Source organism: Psychrosphaera aestuarii, assembly GCF_017948405.1.
In the GTDB taxonomy this organism is placed as follows: Bacteria; Pseudomonadota; Gammaproteobacteria; order Enterobacterales; family Alteromonadaceae; genus Psychrosphaera; species Psychrosphaera aestuarii.
On sequence record NZ_CP072844.1, the window covers coordinates 1813319 to 1838761 of the forward strand.

A 25443-nucleotide genomic window follows, 5' to 3' on the forward strand; every position below is an offset into this window, starting at 1 on the left:
CTGCAGTTATTGAACAATTAGTTATGCCTCATATAAAAGAATTTCGAGGCGATGTTACCGTACCAGGCTCTAAAAGCTTATCAAATAGAGCATTGTTAATGGCGGCCTTGTGTGAGGGTGAAACGCGCATTACCAATTTATTAGACAGCGATGACATAAAGCACATGTTAGTGGCACTTGAACATCTCGGTGTAAAAACAAAACTGAGTGACGATAAGACAGAGTGCACTGTTATTGGTAATGGTGGTGTATTTAGACAACCAGACGCACCGCTGTTTTTAGGTAATGCAGGAACGGCTATGAGACCATTAGCCGCAATATTAGCTGTTAGCAATATATCTTCCACCTTGGCGGGTGAGCCACGTATGTTTGAGCGTCCAATTGAGCATTTAATTGACGCTATGCAGCCACTTGGCATAGACGTTAAATATATGAACGACCACGGTTTTCCACCGTTAGCTATTTCGCCATATGTTAAGTGCTTAGACGGTTCCGTCGATTTAGAGATAGACGGAAGTGTTTCAAGCCAATTTTTAACTGCGCTACTTATGGCAGCACCACTACTTAAGGTAAATGTTACTATTAAGATCATTGGGGAATTAGTTTCTAAACCTTATATCGATCTGACAATAGCGATTTTAGGTACATTTGGTGTTCATGTTAAAAATAATAATTTCTCGGAATTTGTTATTGATGACAACCAATGCTACGTGTCACCAAAAAAATACATGGTAGAAGGTGATGCCTCTTCAGCGTCTTACTTTTTGGCCGCCGGTGCGATATCAGGTGGTCCAGTTAATGTGTATGGTGTTGGGAAAAATAGTGTCCAGGGTGATATTCGATTTGCTGACGTACTAACCGATATGGGCGCAGAAATTACCTATTTTGATGATCACATCCGAGTTTCATCGAATAAAAACTTAGTCGCCGTTAACCAAGACATGAATCATATCCCCGACGCTGCGATGACGATTGCCACTACAGCTTTATTTTCTAAGGGTACAACCACGATTTCGAATATCTATAATTGGCGTGTAAAAGAAACAGATCGTTTATTTGCAATGGCGACCGAATTAAAAAAGGTAGGGGCTGATGTTGTTGAAGGCCACGACTTTATAACCATAACTCCGCCGTTAACGATACAACATGCCGATATCGACACTTATGATGATCATCGTATCGCTATGTGTTTTTCGTTGTTAGGGTTTGCTGCAAATAGCGTAACTATTAATAACCCTAAGGTTACGAGTAAAACTTTTCCGGATTATTTTGAACGGTTTACACAATTAATCATAAAGTAATAAAAGTGGCTGACCGGTAAAATTAAATTAATTTAAATTTACTCAGATTCAAGTATAATACCGCCCGCAATTTCAGCGAGTGGAGTATTTATGCAAGAATCAGTACCGGTCATCACTATAGATGGACCAAGCGGCGCAGGGAAAGGCACTGTATGTCGTCTATTGGCCTCTACACTAGGGTGGGAAATCTTAGATAGTGGCGCCATTTATAGAGTATTAGCCTTAGCTTCAATACACCACCAAGTCGATCCTTCTGACGAAGAAAGTTTAATTCCTTTAGCAGCACACCTAGATGTTCAATTCCTCTCGGCAGAAAACACCTCGAAAATAATTCTCGAGGGCGAAGAGGTTACTCTGTCCATCAGAAACGAAGAAGTAGGCGGCGTTGCATCTCAAATTGCTGCTTTACCAAGAGTAAGAGAGGCTTTATTAAGACGCCAACGAGCTTTTAAACAATTGCCAGGCTTGATTGCGGATGGACGTGATATGGGTACCGTTGTATTTCCAGAAGCTGAAGTAAAAGTGTTTTTGACCGCGAGCGCAGAAGAGCGTGCAGACAGAAGATTTAAAGAGTTGAAAGAAAAAGGCCACGATGTTAAAATCGGCGACCTTTTGAGCGATATCAAGGCTCGTGATGAACGAGACATGAACAGAAGTGTAGCGCCTATGGTGCCTGCAGAAGATGCAATATGCATTGACTCGACTTCTTTATCGCCACAAGAAGTATACGAACAACTTATTCAAGTAATTGAAAAAAAGTTCGAAATTTAATTTAGACAGCCTTGTTAGCATGGATGTAACAAGTTAAAAATCAACCCCTTTGTCGCAGGAACGCCGCACTGGAACTAATGAAGAAAACTCATGACAGAAAATTTTGCACAATTATTTGAAGAAAGCCTTCAAACTATCGAAACACGCCCTGGTTCAATCGTTAAAGGTACTATCGTATCTATCGAACGTGACCTTGTATTAGTTGACGCTGGCCTTAAGTCAGAATCAGCGATCCCTGCATCACAATTTAAAAACCACGCTGGTGAATTAGAAGTTAGCGTTGGTGACCAAGTAGACGTAGCTTTAGACTCAATCGAAGACGGTTTCGGTGAGACTATTCTTTCTCGTGAAAAAGCTAAGCGTTACGAAGCTTGGGTTCGTCTTGAAAAAGCTTGCGAAGAAGAAGAGATCGTTACAGGTCTTATCTCTGGTAAAGTTAAAGGTGGTTTCACTGTTGAAGTTGAAGGCATCCGTGCATTCCTACCTGGCTCTCTTGTAGACGTACGTCCTATTCGTGATACTTCTCACTTAGAAGGCAAAGAGTTAGAATTTAAAGTAATTAAGTTAGACCAGAAACGCAATAACGTTGTTGTTTCTCGTCGTGCGGTAATCGAGACTGAAAACTCAGCAGAACGCGAACAATTACTTGCTAACCTTGAAGAAGGTTCAGAAGTTAAAGGTATCGTTAAAAACCTTACAGACTACGGTGCATTCGTAGACTTAGGTGGTCTTGACGGTCTACTTCACATCACAGACATGGCTTGGAAACGCGTTAAGCACCCAAGTGAAATCGTTGCAGTTGGCGACGAAATCGATGTTAAAGTTCTTAAGTTTGACAAAGAGAAAAATCGTGTATCTCTTGGTCTTAAGCAACTTGGTTCAGATCCTTGGGGCGACATTGCTGCTCGTTACCCAGAGTCTTCACGTCTTAAAGGTCGTGTTACTAACCTTACAGACTACGGTTGTTTCGTTGAAATCGAAGACGGCATTGAAGGTCTTGTTCACGTTTCAGAAATGGATTGGACAAACAAAAACATCCACCCATCTAAAGTTGTTAGCTTAGGTGACGAAGTTGAAGTACTAGTTCTTGAAATTGATGAAGAACGTCGTCGTATTTCTCTTGGTCTTAAGCAATGTAAAGACAACCCATGGGAAGTATTCGCTAAGTCACACAACAAAGGTGACCGCGTTTCAGGTAACATCAAATCAATCACTGACTTTGGTATCTTCATCGGTCTTGACGGTGGCATCGACGGTCTTGTTCACTTATCTGACATTTCTTGGAATGCTTCTGGTGAAGATGCAGTTCGTGAATTCAAGAAAGGCGACGAAATCGAAGCTGTTGTTCTACAAGTAGACCCTGAGCGTGAGCGTATCTCTCTAGGTGTTAAGCAAATGGATTCTGATCCGTTCTCTGAATACTTAGAAGCGAACAAGAAAGGTTCTTTAGTTAAAGGTCTTATCAAAGACGTTGACGCTAAAGGAGCAACTGTTGAGCTAGGTACTGACGTAGAAGGTTATATCCGTGTTTCTGAAATTTCAGCAGAGCGCGTTGAAGATGCATCTTCTGTATTAACAGCTGGTTCTGAAGTTGAAGCTAAGTTTGTTGGCGTTGACCGTAAGAACCGTGTAATCAGCTTATCAATCAAAGCGATACACGAAGCTGAAGAGAAGCAAGTACTTGATAATCTTCAAAATCAAACTCCTGAATTCGAAAACGCGATGGCTGCTGCATTTAAAAATGCACAAAAAGACTAAGCTTTTGAATTTAAATGAGCTATAACTATAAGGGAGCTTAACTGCTCCCTTATTTTTATCTCAATTTTAGGTGAAATAGATGACTAAGTCAGAATTAATAGAAAAATTAGCAGAACAACACCCTCAACTTCCTCTAAAAGACGTAGAAACGGCTGTAAAGAGCATTATTGACAATATGGCAGAGTGTTTGTCTAGTGGTGATCGTATAGAAATACGTGGCTTTGGTAGTTTCTCATTACATTACCGTGCTCCAAGAGTAGGGCGTAACCCAAAATCAGGTGAGTCAGTGCAATTAGATGCCAAATACGTACCTCACTTTAAACCGGGTAAAGAATTACGAGAAAGAGTGGATTTTAAGTAATCGTTAATTGACTACTTGAATAACATACAATAGCCTTATACCCCTAATGTAAGGGGTAGGCTTTTGAGATTGATTTCGTTTCTATTTTTTATCGTTGCTATATTAATTGCTTTGGCGTTGGGAAGTGAAAATAGTCACTTGGTTGATATCAACCTGCTATTTGTCAAACTAACTTTGCCATTATCAATAGTATTAGCATCTTCGGTGCTTTTTGGTATTTTGTTGACACTTCTTAGTTTCGTTATTCGTAAGGTGGTAAAAAAAGCAAATGCTTGAATTACTGTTCTTACTTTTACCTATTGCAGTAGCCTATGGTTGGGTAATGGGAAAACACAATGCTAAGAAAGAAATGCTTCAGCAACAAAAGTCATTAAACAAAGCATTAAACTCCAGCGTTTCTTTGCTATTGAATAATAAAGAAGAACAGGCTTTCGATCGCCTCATTCAATATTTAGACGACACACCTGCAAATATTGAAAATTACCTAACGCTAGCAAAGCTATTCAGAAAAAAAGGTGAAATAGATAAGGCTATCTCTATTCATCAAGGCCTCGTCCAAACCGATCAGATACAGATTCCTAGTTATGAGCTTGAGATAATTAAACTTGAACTAGCGCAAGATTTCACTTCTGCTGGCATGCTTGAGCATTCACTAGAAACTTTACTCCCTTTGTTATCTTCCGAACATGCCAATGAAGCCTTGCTTATGATCCTTCATATTTACGAGCAAACACGAGAGTGGAAGCAGGGCATTGAAGCATACTTAAATACAAAACCAAGTATGTTATCGGATAATAGTCGACAAATGGTCAGTCATTTTTACTGTGAATTGGCAGATCAATCAGACAATATAAAATCAAAAAAACAGTTGTATAAGCGAGCAATTAAAGTCAATTCCAACTGTATCCGAAGTTTAGTTTCAATGGCTAAACTATATTTGTTATTGAATAACAAGCAGCAGTCGAGAGAATTAATAGTTCAAGTACTAGATAAAGAGCCTAGCTTCGCTCCGGCTTTATTTGACATTGCACCTGAATGTTTTGTAAATGAATTTGAGCAAGCAGCGTGGTTATACTGGTTAATAAAAGAAAAAAAGATAAATAGTGTTAATGCGCATAATCAAATGGCCGATTTTATAGCAAAAGAAAAGGGCGTTGAAGCCGCTCGCCAATATGTAATTGAACAACTTCAATATATTCCGAGCGTTAGAGGGTTTGGCAAGCTAATTGAACTTGAAAAAGAATTGTTTATGTCAGATGAGCATTATAAGCAACTTCAGCAGTTGATTAAGCGATATATTGAATTAAAGCCAAACTATGAATGTAAGTCATGCGGCTTTTCAACAAATAACTTCAGCTGGCGGTGTCCTGCTTGTAATAATTGGCAATCAATTAAACCGCTAACAGGTTTAGATGGGATATAAAAATTGGAGACAGTGTTGGATAACAAAATAGTAGTAGCATTAGACTTTGATAAACAATCAGACGCATTAGATCTGGTTTCACGCCTAGATCCAAACTTATGCAGATTAAAAGTAGGAAAAGAAATGTTCACGCATTTCGGGCCAGGGTTTGTAACTGAACTTCACAACCGTGGTTTTCAGGTATTTTTAGATTTGAAATTTCATGATATTCCTAACACAGTCGCAAAAGCAGTTAAAGCAGCTGCGGACCTGGGCGTTTGGATGGTTAACGTCCATGCTTCCGGTGGCACTAAAATGATGAAGGCAGCAAAAGAAATATTGGAGCCTTATGGTGAAAAAGCACCACTGTTAATCGCTGTTACAGTTTTAACAAGCATGGGTCAAGAAGACTTAACAGATTTAGGCATCGATAAAACCCCTGAACAGCAAGTTGAATTTCTGGCAGAATTAGCCTTTAACGCTGGGCTAGATGGCGTAGTGTGCTCAGCGCAAGAGGCAAAAATGCTAAAACAGAAGTTTGGCAGCAACTTTAAACTTGTAACGCCTGGTATTCGCACAGAAGAAGCGTCCACTGACGACCAAAAGCGTATAATGACACCTAAGAGTGCTGTTGCTGCAGGAGCCGACTATTTAGTTATAGGACGCGCTATTACTAAATCTATAGAACCCATCGAAACAATGAAGCGTATATATAACAGCATTTAAATTTAAGCTTGGTTTATACCAAGCTTTTTTGTTTTTTAGGTATATAGTTGTTAAAGAGCATAAATATCTAAAAGGATAAATGATGAAAAACATATTATTTTTGACATTTTTATTAGTGAGCTTAGCAATTGGTGGTTGCGCCTCTATGGGTGAAGGCTCCGTTGACGATAAAAGACAAATACTTTTAGACATGGAACGTGAAGTACTTTCTGAGTTATATCGTACAAAACCTGATACTCGTGCACAACTCGGCACAGCACCGGGTTATGCGGTGTTTAGTAATGCCAATATCAACCTATTATTTTTTGCAGCCGGTACTGGCTACGGATTAGTAAATGATAAAGTTACGGGCAAAACCACATATATGAACATGGCTGAAGGTGGCGTTGGCCTTGGCTTTGGTGTTAAAGACTATCGAATAGTAATGGTTTTCCATTCTGCTGACGCTATTAACGATTTTGTTACTAACGGCTGGACTTTTGGTGGCAACGCTGATGCGTCTGCAAAGGCAAGTGGTAAAGGTGGTTCGGTCGAAGGCGAGGCATATTATGGTGACGTTACCGTCTACACATTTACCGAAAATGGCTTAGCTCTACAGGCTATGGTTAAAGGAACAAAGTTTTGGGTAGACAAAGAACTTAATTAATCATAAATTGAGAGGATATGAGAAAATTATTACATATTATTGCGGCTGTTGGTTTTTCTATCCTCTTTAATCCGCAACTTTTAGCACAACCACTTAATATTAAAAAAGCGAATATCGTTTTTACCGGTGATATGCCGCTTATAGAAAATAAACTCCACGGCGATTATCGCAGGTTATCCTCTTTTTTGAATTTAGTTCGTTCTAAGCAAGGCCCTTCATTTTTTCTATTTGGTGGTGGCTCAATTGGTCCCAGCCCAATGTCTTCATTTGATAAAGGATCCCATATTATTGACATTCTTAATAGTTTGGAACCTGATGCTATGGGTGTGACGAAGCGAGAATTTAGTTACTCAGAAGATGAGCTTTCACAACGGGCATACGAAGCTGCATTTCCAATTATTGGCACAAACCTACTTGATCCAGCAACTAAAGAAAACCTAGACGGAATTCAGCGCTCATCCATTATTAAAAAGGGAAACGTTTCAATAGGGGTGTTATCCATCGTTAATAACTCGGTTATCGAAGAATATCTGTTAAAAAGGCTTACTATATTGCCAGTTAAAGAGGCAATTGAATCTGAAGCAAAAAAATTAAAGGCAAATGGTGCGGACGCTGTTGTACTTTTGTATTCCGTTCCTACACCAACAGTCGAAATGTTAATGAACGAAGAAGTTATCGACATCGCCTTTATGACTGACAAAGCTTATGCCCAAACCAACAACTATGAGCTGATAAATCACCCTAATCATTTCTACCTAAAATCACCGGGTGAATTGCTTTTAGTGAACTTAACGATCAATTCAAATGCAAAGGTAACAACCGAATTTAGTACCTTATTTTTAAATAACTTTCCAATAGATGATGATATTTCAAACCAGTCAGATTCGTATATAAACCGCTTAAACCGTTTACTTAATATAGATGTAGCGACTTTTGACAAAGCAGTCGACACTCGTAAACTGTCAATACGAACAGGCGAGACCGTGTTTGGCAATATGACCACAGATGCGATTAGATTGTACTTAAATACTGATATTGCAATAATTAATAGCGGGGTCATCCGGGGCGATCGTCAGTATAAAGCGAATACTACTTGGACGATGAGAGACATAGTGACTGAACTGCCATTTCGTAGTCAACTCGTTATTATCGAGGCTACTGGTCAGCAAATCCAGGATGTTTTGGAAAATGGCGTTTCCAAAATTGTTGACGTGAAAGGCCGATTCCCTCAAGTTTCTGGTATGTCCTTTGTGTTTGATAGAACTAAACCTATTGGCAGCAGAATTAAGAAAGTTACTGTTGCTGGAAAGCTTTTAGATGTGAATAAAACGTACTCAATAGGTACAACAAACTATCTTGCAAACGGTGGCGACGGATATGAAGCGTTTATTAGCGCCAATAAAATTACCAACGGGTCACGTGTGAGTCCTATGCTATCGCAAATTCTGATATTGCACATGAGAAAGCAAGAGGGGGTTCTACCCGAAATAGAAGGGCGTATACACGAGGTGGTTCGTGACTAATCCTATTGCAAGTAAAAATGATTTTGACTCTATTGAGATAGTAAACTCAGACTTAAATTATCACCCAAACGGAAAAAGAAAATCAATAAAAGCGACGTTACTGACTGGGCTATCTATATTCTTTGCGCTTTTTCTTGGACTAACGTTATTAACCTTCGTCCATTTAACGGAGTTTCGTTATGTACTAAAAAACATAACTGAAGAATCAATTCCTTCGGTAATACAAACAAGCCAGACTTATAGCCAAGTAAATAGCTTAATCTCTCTTACCGAGCGATTAATTAAAGTTAATTCGGAATCATCAAAACGAGCTACCACTGCACAAATTCAAGAGCAATTGTTAAAGCTAAAAGCTTTAAGCCTTAATAATAACGCCCAGAGCTACCTTGCTACTCAGTTAAAGGCATTAACTATTGAATTAGAAGAGCTAGATGACTTAATCGTGCAGCGACTAGAGAACAAGGCTAGCTTTGATGAAAAACTGGCTCAGTTATATTCAATATTTAATCAGATGCCATCTATTAAATTTCAAGATGATACAAGAACTAACATTGCTTTTAACATCGCTAATATTTTTGCGGTCAGTGGTCAACTAGCCTATGTAGACAGGCTTCACCTAGTAAGGCAACTCGAAGCTGAACTTAAAGATAATTTTGCCGAAATCGATAACATTCTGAATAATTCAGAAAATACAGATCAAGGATCAAATCGAAACTTGATAATGAAACTGAACCAGGTTTTGCTAGCGCCAGACGGATTAGTTCAAACCAGAATCAAGCAATTACGAATCGAAGGACGAAGTATTGGTCGCGGCAATTTTATGAGAAACTTAATCATAGATTACGCCAATCAAGCCGAGTACCAATCGTTTAACCTTAACACTCGAGTAATGACAGATACTAGAACGGCAACAGAAGCAATCTCTGCACAATTGACATTGGTAACTGTTGCCTTTGTAGTCTCATTAATAATATTTATTTTTATTGTTTACTATTTACAAAAGCAAGTCGTTGCTCGATTAATCAGACTTAATGTTAGCGTGAACAAACGCTTAAACGGCAGTACAGAAGATGTCGTTGATAACGGCACGGACGAGATTTCTGACATTGCTGAAACATTCAATATATTTGCGAACACCGTTGAGCTCCAAAAACAAACGCTTGAAGAGCTATCATCACAAGACGGATTGACAGGAATAAGTAATCGCCGTGCATTTGACGATCGTCTTACTAGTGAAATTTATGCTGCACAACGGCATAACTGTACGTTATCTTTACTAATAATAGATGTTGATTTCTTTAAGCCATATAACGATAACTATGGACATGCCAAAGGCGACGAATGCCTAAAACAAATTGCACAGATTTTGTCCAATGAAGTTTCCAGAGAAACAGACTTTATAGCAAGGTACGGTGGTGAAGAATTTGCCTGTATATTACCTATGACCGACGAGCAAGGCGCAACGCTAATGGCTAAAAAACTAATCAAGGCTGTATACAATGCTCAAATACCTCATTCGTTCAGTGAAATAGACGATCGCTTAACGATTAGCATTGGCATCGCTGTAAAAGCGTTTAAAGAAAAAACCTTAGTATCCGAAGTGCAATTTATTACAGAAGCGGACTCGGCTTTATATCAATCAAAACTCAAAGGCCGAAATAGATATACAGTTAACGTAGACAGTTTTTTAAGAGTTTAACGTTTTGTATTAGATTAGAGCGTGACGCACTATAAACTCATCTAGCTACCTTAATACGCATATGCGCATAATGTATATTATGTTAAATAGGATAAATAACTCATAATGGTGTGCTACATGGTGTGCTACGTTCACCAAATGGATTTAATCGGCAACAACTTCTGTTTCATTCACATACATGAAAATATCAGCTAGGCGCTACTTCAGTACTTCAGTTACTATACCCAGGTGCTATCGCTAATTGCGCAACACCGTTTAATGATGATCGGTTATGTAAATGTAATTGGTACTCCGGTGATGACAGCGATGCGTTATTGGTACAGTCAACATTCCAGCGTCGAAGAAGATAGCCCGCCATGGCAGCCCTCACCTTTAAGTTTAGTCGCCCATCTGTCATGCCGTAATCCATTTCAATAGCTGTTGTATGCTGAACGTTATTTGGGTGCGGGACAATCTCTAAGTCTAAAATTTGTTGCCATTGAATGTCTGAAGCCTTCCGTTCTGACTGCATGGTTTGATTCGAGCGAATAGAAACCTTGCTGATTCTGGTTAATACAAAGTCTCTAAAACTTTGAGACTTACGATCAAAAGCTCGTACGTGCCAGCGTAAACCATTGTCTATTATCGAATGAGGAACTACATCTCTAGCGTTTGAGCCACTTGATAAAGAAGTATAAATAATGTTAACCACATTTCCGTTTAACATAGCTTGAACAAGGCGAGCTATTACATTGATATTTGGAAAGTTCAAATAAGACGGCTGCTCGACGGGAAATGGCGTATTGCTTATAGCGTCAAAACCATCTGATATTTGATTTGCTAATTTTATTAATGTGCGCCTTGCATCATGTTCAAACAACGGTTTAAACGTATCAGCTTGAAAATACCGTTTAACTTGGTTGTCATAGTACAGGTTGTTTGATCCAAATTCTTTATATAGCGTAAAATCTCGCGTCGCGGCAGATAGACCGACTTCAAATTGTTGTATCAAATCATTGCGACATAAGTGCCCTTTGAAAAACAAAGAAAAATCTATAAAGGCTAAACGTTGCTTTTGAGCATGACTTAATTTGCTCAAGGCTTCATTAAATGTATTTGGATTGCTATCTTTAAACACAAACTCACTCTCGTTTAGAATAATTGAATTAATCTGACAATGCGCCGGATGTTTTATCATCACTCTTGTCTAACTGCATTATTACCATAAGTATACTTGTAAACAATACATCAGGCTCTTCATCACGATTTACTATGATGACGTGTGTATCGCGAAGTGAAATAAGTTTTTCGTTTGCAGTCGCTATCTCTGTTTTACCAAATTGAATGGTAAACGCGAGGTCAAAAAAGTTACCTTTAGCTGTTGCACCATTATACATTCCATCAACCACATAATATTGACGTGTCCATGACAACAGTTTACGTTTCACAGAATAGCTGCCAAAAATAGAAGTAACATCATAAGTAGAACGAATTGAAAAGCGACGCTTTTTTATTGTTGCTAATTCATTGTTTTCACGGAAAACACGCCACGTCGGTGAGAAAAAAAATGAGAATTCACCTTTTGCAGTAAAAAGGCTTTGTTCATGCTCATCATTGATGTCCATTTGACCGCGTAGGCTAAATAGTTTGTTACGTATCGTTAATATTTTACCCATCTTTCTATCCTTGAGTGGTTATTTTACAAAATTTCCATTTTATGTTTGTAATTTACAAACTTCGTTTACTGCACGCAATCAAAATATTATTCGGCTAACGCAATAATATAGTGCTCAGAGTTAAATTCTACGTTATCGCCAATGTTAAGCTTTTTACGCTTTTGAGTTTCCACATTACCGTTTACTTTTACCAAACCGTTTTCAATCACCATCTTAGCTTCACCGCCACTTGCTACTAAGCTTTCAAATTTAAGAAGCTTATTTAACTCTATTGGCGCCACATTAATGTATATTTTATTCATTGAAAATTCCGGTTAAGTAAAAGAAACGGCATTATACATACTATTACAACAAACTTTATTATTATCGTAACGGTCTAGCGTGAGCCGCCGATCTAAATATACTATTTAAAAACAACACATTTAAACCTTCAAGGTAGGCTCTCGACGTAGGCTCCTGTGTGTATCCGATAACCATACCATTACCCATTGGTTGATGTATAAGGAATGGTTTATACGCTAATTGCTTTTTATTTTCAGCCCATAAGTAGCCGCTAGCAAGCACGTTATCTGCATCAGCGAACCATGCTATATTTTTACCTGATGCAAGTTTGATCGGAGTAAAAATATCATTGCCATACGCTAACCCAACAACATTTGATTTAACACCGGCCGTTAACCAGTGTTCTTGATCAACCTCAACATTGGCTAATACACCCGCTACAAAGTCAGGTGATTCTTTATTATTCTCAGCCGATTCAATCAATTCTTTTTTACTGGTTAATAACACACCATTTACCATCGCATCTGGCTTATCATCTGCGTCAGGATATAAGCTTTCAGATTCTTTTACGGCCAGCTCCCTTTGCACATCAAGCAAACCAATTTCAGGATCAGCTGCAAACCTTGTTGCTCCAGATAACGTTATTAATACACCACCGCGTTTGACCCATTGCTTAATATTATTAGCACCAGCCTTCCCTAACACTGAATGGTAATAACCATTTGGTAAAATTAAAACTTGATAGTTATCTAAATTTGCCCAAGACAACATACTGGTTCTGATTGCTGTTACAGGATAATTAAATTCGCGCTCAATAACGAACCGTGTGTGACCTGTGCTTAATGAACTAACTGGCGAATCCCAGGCAATTGCAATGTTTGGCGCAACCATTTTCGGTGTTTTACCACTACCAAAGCTAGGGCCACTCGTTACCCAACTTGTATCAACACCATGTACAATTGCACCTGTCGCCGAAGCAATTTTTGCAACTATGTCGTTCAAGTCCTGATTATTCTTTCGACGTTCTATTATCAAAGAACCAGCGGGAAACGTCTTACCATTTTCCAATATAAAAGCTTGATCCGCCGATTTTATAGATAACCCTTTTCTTAATGCTGCTGTTAAAAAGCGTCCTGCAGCCATGTCGCCCCATGGAACTATAAAGCCAACTTTGCCATCTGGATTGGTAATATTCGCGACAAGCGGTGCATCTTCTGCCAACAAGGTTGTTTTAACGTTTGGAGTTTTGCCACACTTCTCGACATTAACGCCAAACATAAGTGGTAAAGACCAACCGGTAACATCATATATTTCGTTATCCAACTTTCTAGCACGCAGCCGTTCTTGTTCGGCGACAAATTCCGGTGACATATTTACTTGTTGCTCAAACGTTGTTTTTACAAAACGCCCCTTCGGTTGTGCAGAATCAATAAAGTAGCTTCCAGCCGGAAAAGACTTACCGCAAACGTCAAAGTTATCTAACGCGACTTGTACCTGCACATCATGTTCTGCCATTAGCGTAGCTAGTTTATGAGAACCGCTTCTGTTTTTCTGTTCGGAAAAAATATAAAAGCGCGCTTTTTTATCTTTTTTGCCTTGTTCAATAGCAGACTTTTGATAATCAACATAATCTGTAAGTAGTTTCTCGCGATTTAATGAAGCACCTTCTAATGTAGCAATGGAAGCAACAAAATGTCTTCTTACTGTGTTGCGATACGTCATTATCTCACCATCGCGTTTTTTAAATAGCTCTCCACGGGAGGAAGATACTTCGTAAGTAGACGCTGATGCCCCATAAAATGTAGGCCAACTGTCGCCGTAGCCGGGATAAAACGCATCAAAAATCTCTCGAGTGAAATAATCAAACCCCTCTTGATCGAAATGGCGTCCTATATTCTTACCAATTTCACCCATGTTGTTAACTTGTGTTTTGGTCATGTGCGGATTAATTGGTTTTGCCGCTGGCGCGAAGTAATAACTTTGATCACCGCCCATTTCATGCAAATCGATTACAACTAAAGGACGATATTTATTCATCATCGCTATTCGACCTTTGGTTTCCGGTTGGGTAATGGCTAACCAATCTCTATTCATATCAAATAAATAATGATTAGAACGACCACTTGGCCAAGGTTCATTATGCTCAGCACTCAACCTATCAGAGCTATGCTCTAAACCGACCGTCGCATAATAACGGCTCGTAAATCTGGTTCTGCCGTCGGGGTTTTGCAGAGGATCGATAAAAACAAGCGTGTTGTCTAAGATACTATTAACTGTTGCATCATTTTTTGCGGCCAATAAATGATATGCCGTCATCATAGCTGAGTCTGTGCCACTAATTTCATTACCATGAACGGAGTAACCTAGCCATACGGAGCCTGGAGTCTGTTTTATTAATGAATTATTTGCTTGACCATCGGACAGCTTTTGCATATCACTTGCAAATTGTTCTAAGTCGGCTAGGTGCTCGGGCTTACCGATTGCGGCGTAAATTAACTTACGGCCTTCCCACGTAGTGCCATATTGGTGCACTTTTATACGGTTAGGCGTAGCGTTAGCTAAAGCATCAAAATAACGTAACATATCGCTATGCGAAGAAATACGTTGACCAATAGAATAACCGAGTACTTGTTTTACTGTAGGTATGTCTTTTTTATATTCTGTGTTGGGCCACATCGGCGCTAAGGGCTCAGCGTTAATGAGTGGACTTGCTATTAACGTAAAAATACACGTCAATTTAAAACTTTTAAAAAACATTACTCTGCCTTTTTATAATTATTTGTTAAGTTGGACATTATTAAATTTGACCAGATTTGCAACAATTTGATATTAATAAAACTACCAAATGCTGTTATCCGCCGATAAATGCCTTTATTTTTAATTTATCTAAAGAGATGCTTATAAGTGTCGATACATTTGGGTAGACTACATACAGTTATTAAACAGGGACAGTTGTCTCCGCATATTTTTTGGAATTATTATGCTGAAGAAGTTCATATTCTCTTTACCGATCCAAACGAAGATCACGCTTACCCTCATTGGCGCGATTATTATTTCTACTAGTATAGTTAGCTATGTTGGTCATTCAAAAGCGCAGTCCATTATGTTGGAACGAATGGAAACATCAGAACTACCAAATCTAGTTCAACGAGTTCGTAATGCGATTGATGGCGAAACCGCTAAAATGAAAACAATTACGCGTGGTATCGCTACAAATCCATTTATTTTAAATTGGGTTAATGGCGGTTTAAGCAAAGATGGCGAAGAGACTTTAGTTAGATACTTAAAGAATATTCAAGCTGCCAATGGTCTTAGTAATGCGTCCTTTGCCAATAGAGACACAGCACAGTACTGGAATCAAGACGGCTTTTTAAGAGTACTACAAAATGACTCAGTTGATGGTTGGTTCTTTGCTTTCACTAATAGTAACCAGGCTGAATCTGCCAGTATTTACGCTTATCCGAATGGTGACGTAGATATGTTTGTTAACTTTCAAATGATTGGTGATAAGGGTATTTCTGGTGTATCTAAATCATTTAACGATATGGTTTCTTACTTAAATGCATTCAAAATAGAAGAAACTGGTTTTGTTTATTTAGTTGATAAAAATGGTTTAATGCAAATCCATAGGGATAAGGCCAAAGCAAGTAATCAAACATTACGCGAAGAATACAGCAATATAAAAACATCTACCCTATTACAAGAAAAAGATTTTGCCTTTGCAAACGATGGTAACTCAGTTGTAGCAACTAGCTATATCCCCTCTTTAGATTGGTATGTTGTTGCCGAAGTACCAACTGCTGAGCTTTATGCCGGATTAAATGAAAGCCGCGATCACATGGTAATGTGGTTTTTCATTGTGGTTCTTGCTTTAGGTTTTATTGCCCGTTATTTCTCAAAGATGTTAATGCTACCAATTTTAGCGTTAGCACGTGTATTTAAAAATCTAGGTGATGGTTCTGGAGACTTGTCGTATCGTATTAAACGTTACGGTAATGATGAAATTTCTGATTTAGCTCAAGGCTTTAATCAATTTCTAGACAAAATTCGCAATGTGATCGTGAATGTATCCAATACTTCTCTAGAATTAAAAGAAGCCTCAGAAACGGTTTCTCACGGTGCATTAGAAACCAAAACAAGCGCTGAACTCGAGCGAGACCAGTCTATTCATGCCGCAACTGCAATTAATCAAATGGGCATTACTATTGGCGACATCGCGAAAAGTGCCAACGTCGCTTCTGACGCTACAAATGCTGCAATGGAAAAAGCACAGGTTGCTCAAACTGTTGTTGGTGAGTCAGCCCAGTTCATCGATGTTATGGCAAAAGGTATGAAAGGTGTTTCAGGCACAATTGAATCATTAGCCGAAAAGAGTGGAAATATTAGTAGTGTTTTAGACGTTATCAGGGGTGTTTCTGAACAAACTAATCTTTTAGCGCTAAATGCAGCGATTGAAGCAGCTAGAGCTGGAGAACAAGGTCGTGGGTTTGCTGTTGTTGCTGATGAGGTTCGAAATTTAGCGAAACGAACCAGTGAGTCTACGGACGAAATTGCATCAATGATTTCACAATTACAAGCTGAATCAGAAATTGCTGTACAAGGTGTTAGAGAAAACAGGCAACTGGCTACGCAAGGTGCCGAATCTGCTCACGAAGCAAATGAGGCTTTAAAAGAAATAGCACTACAAATTGACACTTTATCAGGCCTAAATCTGCAAGTAGCAACGGCTACTGAAGAGCAACTTACGGTTGTTAACGAAATAAATGAACATGTTAAAACGGTGAGTCAAAATAGTGAAAAGTCAGCACTTAATGCGTCAGAAATGGCACATTCAAGTGACGAATTGAAGGCTTTAGCTGCGCAACTCGATAAAATGGTCGGTACCTTCAAAATCGATTAATGGCCGGTCTGCAACTCCTTTTGATCGTCTATACTTATTGTTGCGTAATAAGGGTTTAAGTTCATTTAAACCAACGTAGCAATAAGTATCGATAAATCAAAAAGGATGACTATGTTTACCAACAAATTACTTCCTGGTTCTAACTTCCCCGATATAGAAGTCAAACTATCTCCCTCAGAAACCTTTACACTAGGTTCAACCATAAACAAAGACGCTGATTGGCAGATGGTTATAGTTTATCGCGGCGCTCATTGCCCTTTGTGTACTAAATTTCTAAACACGCTGGAAGATTATAAATATTTGTTTCTTGATTTAGGTATTGAGCTTATTGCCGTTTCGGCTGATCGTCACAAACAATTAGAGCAACATAAAGCGGATTTAAATGTCGGATTCACCTTAGGTTATGGTTTAAGCCTTGCTGGTATGGATAAACTGGGCGTGTATCAGTCGGTACCGAGAAATGAACATGAGACTGATCACGTTTTTTCGGAGCCGGCGTTGTTCATTATAAACCGAGACAAAACAATTATCGCTGTTGATATAAGCAATAACCCTTTTTGTAGACCAGAAGTTAATACCTTGTATGAGGGTCTAAAATGGGTGAGAAATCCTGAAAACAATTACCCAATTCGTGGCACCCATAACGAGCCTGTTGTTAAAGATTGTTAAAGCCGATTTTTGTATTTAAAGATATTCACTAGACCAATAACTGCGAACGGTTTGTTGGTCTAAGCTTCCATTCTGGTAGCGAATGTACATTACCCACTCCATCACAGGCTCCGAACATAATCCTACAAGTAGAGTTGCTTGATAGTTTAATGCCTTATGTTCCTCGAAATGGATTGGAATACTCCCCATTTGCATGTTTGTTGCTTCTAGCCAAATCTTTTCGATTGGTTTAGTAGCAACTATTTCCATTTTAGTGATTTGTTCAGCTTTCAAAAAAGAGTGATCGAAAACAGCCCTACTATCAGTAAATATAAGCTGTAAACATTGAGTACCTTGTGAATGACAGGCATCTTCAATTGCTGGGTTATCAAATGGCTTACAACCCTTAACGAAAAAAACTAAGACACTGGTGAATAACAATATTTGTAGCAATGTTGGTTTTTTAATCACTTAGGTTCTCATAATGTTGATCTGGGACAATATAATCGCGTTGCTCGCTATGATTTTACTCACAAAGCCTTTATCATGCACGTGCGTAATAGTCCCTTTATGTAATTTTGGATAATTTACCGCCAAAATTTCAAAAAGAGTCTAATATTTATAACTTTAATAACACAATTTTCACGGGTAAGTGGAACCATACTATGACAACAACAAATATTGCTCACCCAGAGTACAACTACAAGGTTGTTAGGCAGTTCGCTTTAACAACTGTATTGTGGGGTATCATTGGTATGAGCGTAGGTGTATTGATTGCTGCGCAATTAATATGGCCTGCACTAAACTTTGATACACCTTGGTTAACATTCTCACGTTTACGTCCTTTACACACCAACGCAGTAATTTTTGCGTTTGGTACTAGTGCCCTATTCGCAACATCTTATTATGTTGTTCAACGTACTTGTAAAGTTCGACTTATCAGCGACAAAATCGCCGCATTTACCTTCTGGGGCTGGCAAGCAATTATTATATCTGCTGTCATCTCACTACCTTTAGGCTACACAACATCTAAAGAGTACGCAGAACTAGAATGGCCAATCGATATTGCTATTACGGTTGTTTGGGTTGCATATGCATATGTATTTTTAGGTACATTAGCTATTCGCAAAACAAGTCACATATATGTAGCAAACTGGTTCTATGCGGGCTTTATTGTCACTGTAGCGGTTCTTCATATTGTTAACAGCCAAGCAATGGCAGTAAACGAAATGAAATCATATTCTATGTATTCTGGCGCTGTCGATGCCATGATACAGTGGTGGTACGGACATAATGCGGTAGGCTTTCTATTAACAGCAGGCTTCTTAGGTATGATGTATTACTTTGTTCCTAAACAAGCCGAGCGCCCAGTTTATTCTTACCGCCTATCTGTTGTTCACTTCTGGGCTTTAGTTTCGTTATACATTTGGGCTGGTCCTCATCACTTACACTACACAGCACTGCCAGACTGGACACAGTCTGTTGGCATGGTTATGTCTGTTATTCTGTTTATTCCATCATGGGGTGGCATGATCAACGGTATCATGACGCTATCTGGTGCATGGCATAAGCTTAAAACTGACCCTGTGTTACGTTTCTTAATTGTTTCGTTATCTTTCTACGGTATGTCTACGTTTGAAGGTCCAATGATGGCAATTAAATCAGTTAACGCGCTTTCGCATTACACCGACTGGACTATTGGTCATGTTCACTCAGGCGCACTTGGTTGGGTTGCGATGATTTCAATTGGTGCTCTATATCACTTGATTCCACGCCTTTACGGTAAAACTCAAATGTTTGACCTTAAACTAGTTAATCACCACTTCTGGTTACATACAATCGGTGTAGTTCTGTACATTGTAGCTATGTGGATTTCTGGTGTTATGCAAGGTCTAATGTGGCGTGCTGTAAACGCTGATGGTACTTTAACCTACAGTTTCGTACAGAGCTTAGAAGCTTCAAAACCTTTCTATATTGTTCGATTCATTGGTGGCGTATTCATTGTTGCTGGTATGTTAGTCATGGCCTACAACGTTTATAAAACGGTTCGCGGTGCTAAAGCACAGCAAGAAGAATACCCAGTAGCGGCGTAAGGAGAAGTTATATAATGGCAACTAACCATCATGAGAAAATTGAGAAAAGCGTACCTCTTCTCGTTATCTTTACAATTATCGCTATTAGTTTTGGTGCATTAGTGGAAATTACTCCGCTGATGTTCCAAAAAGACACAACACAGCCAATCAAAAATTTACGTGCATTAACTGCATTAGAAATGGAAGGTCGCGACATATACATTCGTGAAGGATGTAATAACTGTCATAGCCAAATGATCCGTCCGTTTCGTGCTGAAGTTGAGCGTTATGGGCATTATTCAGTAGCTGGCGAATCAGTTTGGGATCACCCTTTCCTTTGGGGCTCTAAACGTACTGGTCCTGATTTAGCTCGTGTCGGTCAACGTTACAGTGACGACTGGCACTACGCTCACTTAATGAACCCAAGGGACGTTGTTCCTCAGTCAAACATGCCTTCTTTCCCTTGGTTAGATGAAAATGTACTGACTGGTGAGTACACAGCTAAAAAGTTTGAAGTATTTAACAAACTTACTGCTGGCAAAACGCATAAAGATGAAGATGGAAATTATATTCCTCTTTACTCTGCGGAAGATATAGCTGGAGCCCAAGCTGCAGTTCAAGGTAAGACCGAAATGCAAGCGCTTATCGCATACTTGCAACAATTAGGTACTCACCTTAAGTAGGCGTTATGGATTACGGTACTTATAGAGGCGTTTACACGCTAATTTTATTATTTTTATTTTTGGTTATCGTTTATTGGGCGTACAACAAAAATCGAAAAAAAGATTTTGATGATATTGCCCAGTCAATTTTAGAAGATGATGTAAACGATAGTCCGCGTAAAAAGGAATCATCAAATGATAATGACTGATTTTTGGAGCTGGTGGATAATTATCCTAACGGTATTCTCCATTGTAGCCTGTTTTGTGATCATCACGGCGAACCTTAAAAACTACACTCATGTAGAAGAAGGTGAGTCAATGGGCCACGAGTTCGATGGCATAGAAGAGTTAAATAACCCACTTCCTAAGTGGTGGACTTACCTATTCTACTTCATCTTAGTATGGTCTGTAGGTTACCTTGCCCTATTCCCTGGTCTAGGTAATTATGAAGGCTTACTTGGTTGGAAAAGTTCTAACCAAGGCATAACAACACTAGCAGAATCTAAAGCTTTATCTGAAAAAGCGAAAGCTGAAGGTTTACTGGTTGCTCTAGATCAGGAAGTTAGGACTGCAGACGAAGTTTATGGTCCTGTATTTAAAGCGCTAGCTGATAAGCCTATCTTAGATTTGGCTTACGACGATGAAGGTTTTAAAGTTGGTCAACGACTTTACTTGCAAAACTGTGCATTGTGTCACGGTTCTGATGCTCGAGGCTCAACTGGATTCCCTAACCTACGTGATAACGACTGGTTATATGGTGACTCGCCAGAAACTATAAAGGAAACTTTATTGTATGGACGTAAAGCAGCAATGCCGGCATGGGAAGCTGCTTTAGGCGACCAAGGTATCGAAGAGATGACAGCGTATGTACTTAAATTAGCAGGCCGTAAAGTTAACGATAAGTTAGCTGATGCGGGTGAAGCGAAGTTTGGGATGTGTGCAGCATGTCATGGTCCTGATGGTAAAGGTTCTTTGGCTCATAACTTACCTTTTGGTGCTCCTAACTTAACTGACAACATTTGGTTATATGGTGGCTCTAAGAAAGCGGTTGAAGAAACGCTTCGTTACGGTCGTAATGGTGTTATGCCAGCATGGAAAGATGTACTTGGCGAAGATAAAGTACATGTAATTTCTGCATATATTTATAATATTTCACACCCTGACAAATAATTTAGGGTAAAATAAAAGGCCTCTTCGGAGGCTTTTTTTATGTCTAATGAATAATGAGTAGTTTATGAAATCGAACAATACAGCTTGGTATAAAAACGGATGGGTATGGTTAATAATTGCACTTCCTGTTTCCTCAGTAATAGCGGGTATAGCTACAGTTATTATTACTAGTCAAAACCAACCCGAAATGGTGGTTGATGATTACTATAAAAAAGGCAAAGCAATAAACCAAGAACTAGTGTTGTACAAGGCTTTCAAAGATTCTGGAATTGAATTAAACGTTCGATTAAGTAATGACCGAATTGAGCTTAAATCGTCAGAATCGTTTTCCGCATTAAAAGTTAACTTGATTCATTCGACTCAAGGCAAGCGCGATCTTGAACTTGTAGTTACTCCAAACGCAACCGGCACATTTGGTAAAACATTAGATACCCACCTAACGGGTAAATGGACCATTTTTGTAGAGCCGATGGATGGCGCTTGGAAGGTTCAGCAAAAAATTGCTTTTCCTGCCAATGATTGGGTTAAATTAGAAGCGGAATAATACCATTGGATAGTTGTTTTCATTGCGGTTCTGATGTCCTCGTTACTGACGAGCCTCTATTTGTAAATGTTAATTCAGCTCCACAGCCGGTCTGCTGTCGAGGTTGTAAAGCCGTTGCTGAGCACATTGTTGGAAATGGTTTAAATAGCTATTATGAGTTTCGCTCTGAGCTCGCGTCAAAGCCAGCGGAGGATATAAGTAATAATCAATATGAAATTTATGCTGATGATGATTATCTTGAACTTATAGCAAAGCGTAACGGTCTAAATCACGAAATTACGCTATCGGTAGACAATATTCATTGTGCTGCTTGTGCTTGGTTAATAGAACAGTCTTTATACCAAATTGATGGTTTATTGAAGATTAGTGTTAATACAATTAGCCAGCGTGCCATTATTAGTTGGGACAACAAATTAACAAAGCTTTCAACTATTCTACAAAAATTTAATACCATCGGATATCCAGCCACTCCCTTTAAGGTATCTGATGTAGAACACTCAATTAAACAGAAAGAAAAACAATATATAAAACGCTTAGGCGTTGCCGGCTTATTTACAATGCAAGTTATGATGCTTGCTGTTGCTATGTATTTTGGCGCATTTGAAAGTATGGAAAGTCACCAAATCGGTTACTTTAAATGGATTAGTTTTTTACTTTCTATGCCTGTTGTTCTGTATTCAGCAGTTCCATTTTTAACCGGAGCGATAAAAGCATTACAAGCAAGAACTCTGAATATGGATGTACCGGTTTCTGTTGCTATATATGGTGCATTTATCGCTAGCCTTTATCAGTTAATAATTAACGGTCTTGACGGTGATAAAGGTGAAGTGTTTTTTGAAAGTATATCAATGTTTACCTTTTTATTACTAATAGGTAAATATTTAGAATTCAGGGCTAAAAGTAAAGCAATTTTATCCAATGCAAACCTATCAGCATCTTTACCTGAAACCGTTGTAAAAATCGTTAACTCTGAAGAACAAACTGTGTTACTCAAAGACGTAATAGTTGATGATGTTATCGTTGTAAAAGCCGGAGAGAAAATTGCAGTCGACGGTAATATTATCGAAGGTCAAACGCAGGTAAATGAATCAATTTTAACCGGTGAGTTTGCGCCAGTATTTAAGTCAACAGACGATACTGTGCTTGCAGGAAGTGTAAATTCAGACGGATTTATAAAAGTTCGGGTCACGGCCACTGGTTCTCAAACTGCTCTATCTGAAATAAATAAACTACAAGAAACATTTTCTGACTTTAAACCCAAATACAGTCAAATTGCAGATCGTGTAGCGCACTGGTTTGTTTTTGCACAACTCGTTATATCAGTATTTACCTACTGGTATTGGAGCGTAAATAGTCCAGCTGATGCACTTTGGATTTCATTATCGGTACTAGTCGCCACCTGCCCTTGTGCGTTAAGTCTAGCGACACCTACCGCATATACTTGCGTGCTTTCAACATTGTCGAAAACAGGTATATTAATAAAAGATGCCGTTGCTTTTGATCGACTCAATCAAATAGATACAATCATATTTGATAAAACAGGAACACTTTCCGAAGGCAAGTTTTCCATTATAGATGAACGCTGGTCGAGTGATCCTCTACCTGCGGGCTTAACTAAGTCTGATATTGCTAGTTACATATATAGTTTAGAAAAACAATCTGAACACCCCATTGCTAAGGCGTTTAATAAAGAGTCATTGGGTATAGTTGGCTTTGATACTAGCGCCAACCAAGTGTCAAATGTTCGGGTTGAAATGGGCAAAGGTATTTCCGGAGATGTTAACGGACATCTATTAAAGATAGGTAGCGCTGAATTTTGCAATACAAAAGTGAGTGACTTCAATATTCAAGTTGTTATAGATGATTGTGTTGTTGTTAGCTATCAAGCACAGGATAAATTGAAAACAGATGCATTGTCATCATTAACCGCGTTAAAAAATGACGGTAAGACATTGTTAATGCTAACGGGTGATTCTAGTACTAAAGCGGCACATTTAGTTCAAAACTTGCCACTTGATGAAGTGCAAACTGCTTGTTCACCAAAGCGTAAAGCTGAAATTATTAATACGCTTCAATCAAATGGTCATGCAACCTTGATGGTCGGTGATGGAATAAATGATGCTCCTGTTCTTGCCGGTTCGGACGTAAGTTTGGCAATGGGAAGCGGCGCAGATATTACTAAGCAGGCGGCTGATGTGATTGTGGTAAACAACTCGTTAAAAGCAGTCAACATACTGTTAAATAATGCAGCTAAGACAAGGCGAATCATTAAACAAAATTTATATTGGGCCCTGTTATACAACGTAAGTATATTGCCGGTGGCAATGCTTGGTCTTGTACCTCCATATATTGCAGTAATTGGTATGTCAGCTAGTTCGATTATTGTAGTTAGTAACTCGTTGAGGTTATTGAAATGAATATAATTTATTATCTTATTCCGGTTGCCATTTTGTTTATGGTGATCGGTGTTGTTGCGTTTTTTTGGGCAACTAAATCAGAACAGTTTGAAGACATGGAGAAGCAAGGTTTGTCGATACTAATGGATGATATGCCTTCGGGAAATAATCAATCGACAGAGTCAAAAGACGATACTAATTCAAATGCAAATGACCAAGAAAATTCACATGATAAAGAACCAAAGGGAAGCTTGTGAGTTTACTGCTTACCGCATTTCTCATGGGATTACTTGGTGTAGGTCACTGTGTTGCTATGTGTGGTTCGTTATCTATGGCGTTAGGCTTCTCGGTCCCGGCTAATAAAAGTTTTGTCCGTTATGCCAGTATTATTAGCCTGTCGCGAATTACTGGGTATGCATTGATAGGAATTATTGCTAACTACTTTACACAATCAATTTTTACTTTAACGAATGGCAACATATTATTTCTAAGCGTATTTGCTAGTTTGCTAATGATAGGTATAGGCCTGCATGTTGCCCAAATATCTAATGCTATTTTGAACATAGAATGGCTTGGTAAACATGCAAATCGTGTTATTGAGCCATTAAAGAAAAAAATATTACCGATAGACAGTTTATCTAAATGTTTCGCTTACGGCATTTTATGGGGTTTCTTACCCTGCGGATTAATATATACTGCTTTGAGCTTAGCAGTTGTTTCTGAAAGTCCAATTAACGCCGGGCTTATTATGTTTTGTTTTGGTCTAGGTACTTTGCCAGGGGTTGTCGGTATGACCGTATTTAATAGCAAAATAAGTATTTATTTAAGAAACGCTAATATACGCCTTTTTTTTGGGACTTTGATCATTATAATGGCGTTGTATCAACTTTACGTCACGTATCAAAAGTTAACGGGAATTGACTAATA

25 protein-coding genes are annotated in these 25443 nt (G+C 38.7%); 20 read left to right on the plus strand and 5 right to left on the minus strand.

Translation table 11 applies throughout. The features are described 5' to 3' along the window. Positions 1-8 precede the first annotated feature (8 nt). From aroA to J9318_RS08320, 10 genes are all read left to right on the plus strand, one after another. Positions 9-1301: a 3-phosphoshikimate 1-carboxyvinyltransferase gene (gene aroA, locus J9318_RS08275; protein WP_210562413.1), complete on the plus strand. Its 1293-nt coding sequence runs from the start codon at positions 9-11 to the stop codon at positions 1299-1301. Between the two features lie 90 nt (positions 1302-1391). After that, positions 1392-2072 (plus strand): (d)CMP kinase, encoded by a 681-nt coding sequence (gene cmk / locus J9318_RS08280; protein WP_210559474.1) that lies wholly within the window; start codon positions 1392-1394, stop codon positions 2070-2072. Positions 2073-2162: 90 nt separating this feature from the next. Further along, positions 2163-3830 carry a 30S ribosomal protein S1 gene (rpsA, locus tag J9318_RS08285; protein ID WP_210559475.1) on the plus strand — a complete coding sequence of 556 codons (1668 nt, stop codon included), beginning with the start codon at positions 2163-2165 and terminating at the stop codon, positions 3828-3830. A 79-nt stretch (positions 3831-3909) separates the two neighbouring features. Next, positions 3910-4191 carry an integration host factor subunit beta gene (locus J9318_RS08290; protein ID WP_210559476.1) on the plus strand — a complete coding sequence of 94 codons (282 nt, stop codon included), beginning with the start codon at positions 3910-3912 and terminating at the stop codon, positions 4189-4191. A gap of 174 nt (positions 4192-4365) precedes the next feature. Then, the gene (locus J9318_RS14150) at positions 4366-4467 is read left to right on the plus strand and encodes a hypothetical protein (RefSeq protein ID WP_425314333.1); all 102 of its coding nucleotides are present in this window, start codon (positions 4366-4368) and stop codon (positions 4465-4467) included. Then, positions 4460-5614: a hypothetical protein gene (locus J9318_RS08300; RefSeq protein WP_210559478.1), complete on the plus strand. Its 1155-nt coding sequence runs from the start codon at positions 4460-4462 to the stop codon at positions 5612-5614. Before J9318_RS14150 ends, J9318_RS08300 begins: the two co-directional genes overlap by 8 nt. Before the next feature lie 12 nt (positions 5615-5626). Next, complete coding sequence (gene pyrF / locus J9318_RS08305) at positions 5627-6319, plus strand: orotidine-5'-phosphate decarboxylase (RefSeq protein WP_210559479.1); 693 nt, start codon at positions 5627-5629, stop codon at positions 6317-6319. A gap of 82 nt (positions 6320-6401) precedes the next feature. Then, positions 6402-6965 carry a lipid-binding SYLF domain-containing protein gene (locus tag J9318_RS08310; RefSeq protein WP_210559480.1) on the plus strand — a complete coding sequence of 188 codons (564 nt, stop codon included), beginning with the start codon at positions 6402-6404 and terminating at the stop codon, positions 6963-6965. A gap of 17 nt (positions 6966-6982) precedes the next feature. Then, positions 6983-8488 (plus strand): bifunctional metallophosphatase/5'-nucleotidase, encoded by a 1506-nt coding sequence (locus J9318_RS08315; RefSeq protein WP_210559481.1) that lies wholly within the window; start codon positions 6983-6985, stop codon positions 8486-8488. Then, the gene (locus J9318_RS08320) at positions 8481-10187 is read left to right on the plus strand and encodes a GGDEF domain-containing protein (protein ID WP_210559482.1); all 1707 of its coding nucleotides are present in this window, start codon (positions 8481-8483) and stop codon (positions 10185-10187) included. The genes J9318_RS08315 and J9318_RS08320 overlap by 8 nt, the downstream gene beginning before the upstream one ends. 211 nt (positions 10188-10398) lie before the next feature. On the opposite strand, the gene J9318_RS08325 is transcribed toward J9318_RS08320, so the two are convergent. From J9318_RS08325 to J9318_RS08340, 4 genes are all read right to left on the minus strand, one after another. Beyond that, a complete protein-coding gene (locus J9318_RS08325; protein ID WP_210559483.1) occupies positions 10399-11364 on the minus strand; it encodes a WYL domain-containing protein in 966 nt (321 codons plus the stop codon). Continuing rightward, a complete protein-coding gene (locus J9318_RS08330; protein ID WP_210559484.1) occupies positions 11333-11842 on the minus strand; it encodes an LURP-one-related/scramblase family protein in 510 nt (169 codons plus the stop codon). The genes J9318_RS08325 and J9318_RS08330 overlap by 32 nt, the downstream gene beginning before the upstream one ends. Positions 11843-11928: 86 nt before the next feature. Further along, positions 11929-12144: an RNA-binding S4 domain-containing protein gene (locus J9318_RS08335; protein ID WP_210559485.1), complete on the minus strand. Its 216-nt coding sequence runs from the start codon at positions 12142-12144 to the stop codon at positions 11929-11931. Positions 12145-12205: 61 nt separating this feature from the next. Further along, positions 12206-14881: a M14 family metallopeptidase gene (locus tag J9318_RS08340; protein ID WP_210559486.1), complete on the minus strand. Its 2676-nt coding sequence runs from the start codon at positions 14879-14881 to the stop codon at positions 12206-12208. Positions 14882-15104: 223 nt separating this feature from the next. Between J9318_RS08340 and J9318_RS08345 the strand changes: the two genes are divergently transcribed. Beyond that, positions 15105-17024: a methyl-accepting chemotaxis protein gene (locus J9318_RS08345; protein ID WP_210559487.1), complete on the plus strand. Its 1920-nt coding sequence runs from the start codon at positions 15105-15107 to the stop codon at positions 17022-17024. A 111-nt stretch (positions 17025-17135) separates the two neighbouring features. Continuing rightward, positions 17136-17693, plus strand: a complete 558-nt coding sequence (locus J9318_RS08350; protein ID WP_210559488.1) for a redoxin domain-containing protein — start codon at positions 17136-17138, stop codon at positions 17691-17693. 15 nt (positions 17694-17708) lie between these two features. Here J9318_RS08350 and J9318_RS08355 read toward each other — a convergent pair whose 3' ends face one another. Then, positions 17709-18143 (minus strand): hypothetical protein, encoded by a 435-nt coding sequence (locus J9318_RS08355; RefSeq protein WP_210559489.1) that lies wholly within the window; start codon positions 18141-18143, stop codon positions 17709-17711. Positions 18144-18337: 194 nt separating this feature from the next. Between J9318_RS08355 and ccoN the strand changes: the two genes are divergently transcribed. The 8 genes from ccoN to J9318_RS08395 all read left to right on the plus strand — a co-directional run bounded on the left by ccoN (position 18338) and on the right by J9318_RS08395 (position 25441). Then, positions 18338-19765 (plus strand): cytochrome-c oxidase, cbb3-type subunit I, encoded by a 1428-nt coding sequence (ccoN, locus tag J9318_RS08360; protein WP_210559490.1) that lies wholly within the window; start codon positions 18338-18340, stop codon positions 19763-19765. A gap of 14 nt (positions 19766-19779) precedes the next feature. Further along, complete coding sequence (gene ccoO, locus J9318_RS08365; RefSeq protein WP_210559491.1) at positions 19780-20427, plus strand: cytochrome-c oxidase, cbb3-type subunit II; 648 nt, start codon at positions 19780-19782, stop codon at positions 20425-20427. A 5-nt stretch (positions 20428-20432) separates the two neighbouring features. Continuing rightward, positions 20433-20615, plus strand: a complete 183-nt coding sequence (locus tag J9318_RS08370) for a cbb3-type cytochrome oxidase subunit 3 (protein ID WP_210559492.1) — start codon at positions 20433-20435, stop codon at positions 20613-20615. Then, positions 20608-21576 (plus strand): c-type cytochrome, encoded by a 969-nt coding sequence (locus tag J9318_RS08375; RefSeq protein ID WP_210562414.1) that lies wholly within the window; start codon positions 20608-20610, stop codon positions 21574-21576. Before J9318_RS08370 ends, J9318_RS08375 begins: the two co-directional genes overlap by 8 nt. A 64-nt stretch (positions 21577-21640) precedes the next feature. Next, positions 21641-22120, plus strand: coding sequence for a FixH family protein (locus J9318_RS08380; protein ID WP_210559493.1), 480 nt, complete (start codon positions 21641-21643; stop codon positions 22118-22120). Positions 22121-22125: 5 nt separating this feature from the next. Then, positions 22126-24537 carry a heavy metal translocating P-type ATPase gene (locus J9318_RS08385; protein ID WP_210559494.1) on the plus strand — a complete coding sequence of 804 codons (2412 nt, stop codon included), beginning with the start codon at positions 22126-22128 and terminating at the stop codon, positions 24535-24537. Continuing rightward, positions 24534-24773, plus strand: a complete 240-nt coding sequence (gene ccoS, locus J9318_RS08390) for a cbb3-type cytochrome oxidase assembly protein CcoS (protein WP_210559495.1) — start codon at positions 24534-24536, stop codon at positions 24771-24773. The genes J9318_RS08385 and ccoS overlap by 4 nt, the downstream gene beginning before the upstream one ends. Beyond that, positions 24770-25441: a sulfite exporter TauE/SafE family protein gene (locus tag J9318_RS08395; protein ID WP_210559496.1), complete on the plus strand. Its 672-nt coding sequence runs from the start codon at positions 24770-24772 to the stop codon at positions 25439-25441. Before ccoS ends, J9318_RS08395 begins: the two co-directional genes overlap by 4 nt. Positions 25442-25443: the final 2 nt, after the last annotated feature.

Coding starts and splice junctions, on each gene's coding strand:
- J9318_RS08345 (WP_210559487.1), top strand. CDS start 15,105: ATGCTGAAGAAGTTCATATTCTCTTTACCGATCCAAACGAAGATCACG.
- J9318_RS08315 (WP_210559481.1), top strand. CDS start 6,983: ATGAGAAAATTATTACATATTATTGCGGCTGTTGGTTTTTCTATCCTC.
- cmk (WP_210559474.1), top strand. CDS start 1,392: ATGCAAGAATCAGTACCGGTCATCACTATAGATGGACCAAGCGGCGCA.
- J9318_RS08290 (WP_210559476.1), top strand. CDS start 3,910: ATGACTAAGTCAGAATTAATAGAAAAATTAGCAGAACAACACCCTCAA.
- J9318_RS08350 (WP_210559488.1), top strand. CDS start 17,136: ATGTTTACCAACAAATTACTTCCTGGTTCTAACTTCCCCGATATAGAA.
- J9318_RS08310 (WP_210559480.1), top strand. CDS start 6,402: ATGAAAAACATATTATTTTTGACATTTTTATTAGTGAGCTTAGCAATT.
- J9318_RS08330 (WP_210559484.1), bottom strand. CDS start 11,842: ATGGGTAAAATATTAACGATACGTAACAAACTATTTAGCCTACGCGGT.
- J9318_RS08370 (WP_210559492.1), top strand. CDS start 20,433: ATGGATTACGGTACTTATAGAGGCGTTTACACGCTAATTTTATTATTT.
- J9318_RS08340 (WP_210559486.1), bottom strand. CDS start 14,881: ATGTTTTTTAAAAGTTTTAAATTGACGTGTATTTTTACGTTAATAGCA.
- J9318_RS08375 (WP_210562414.1), top strand. CDS start 20,608: ATGACTGATTTTTGGAGCTGGTGGATAATTATCCTAACGGTATTCTCC.
- ccoN (WP_210559490.1), top strand. CDS start 18,338: ATGACAACAACAAATATTGCTCACCCAGAGTACAACTACAAGGTTGTT.
- J9318_RS08300 (WP_210559478.1), top strand. CDS start 4,460: ATGCTTGAATTACTGTTCTTACTTTTACCTATTGCAGTAGCCTATGGT.
- J9318_RS08380 (WP_210559493.1), top strand. CDS start 21,641: ATGAAATCGAACAATACAGCTTGGTATAAAAACGGATGGGTATGGTTA.
- ccoO (WP_210559491.1), top strand. CDS start 19,780: ATGGCAACTAACCATCATGAGAAAATTGAGAAAAGCGTACCTCTTCTC.
- J9318_RS08335 (WP_210559485.1), bottom strand. CDS start 12,144: ATGAATAAAATATACATTAATGTGGCGCCAATAGAGTTAAATAAGCTT.
- J9318_RS08325 (WP_210559483.1), bottom strand. CDS start 11,364: ATGATAAAACATCCGGCGCATTGTCAGATTAATTCAATTATTCTAAAC.
- rpsA (WP_210559475.1), top strand. CDS start 2,163: ATGACAGAAAATTTTGCACAATTATTTGAAGAAAGCCTTCAAACTATC.
- ccoS (WP_210559495.1), top strand. CDS start 24,534: ATGAATATAATTTATTATCTTATTCCGGTTGCCATTTTGTTTATGGTG.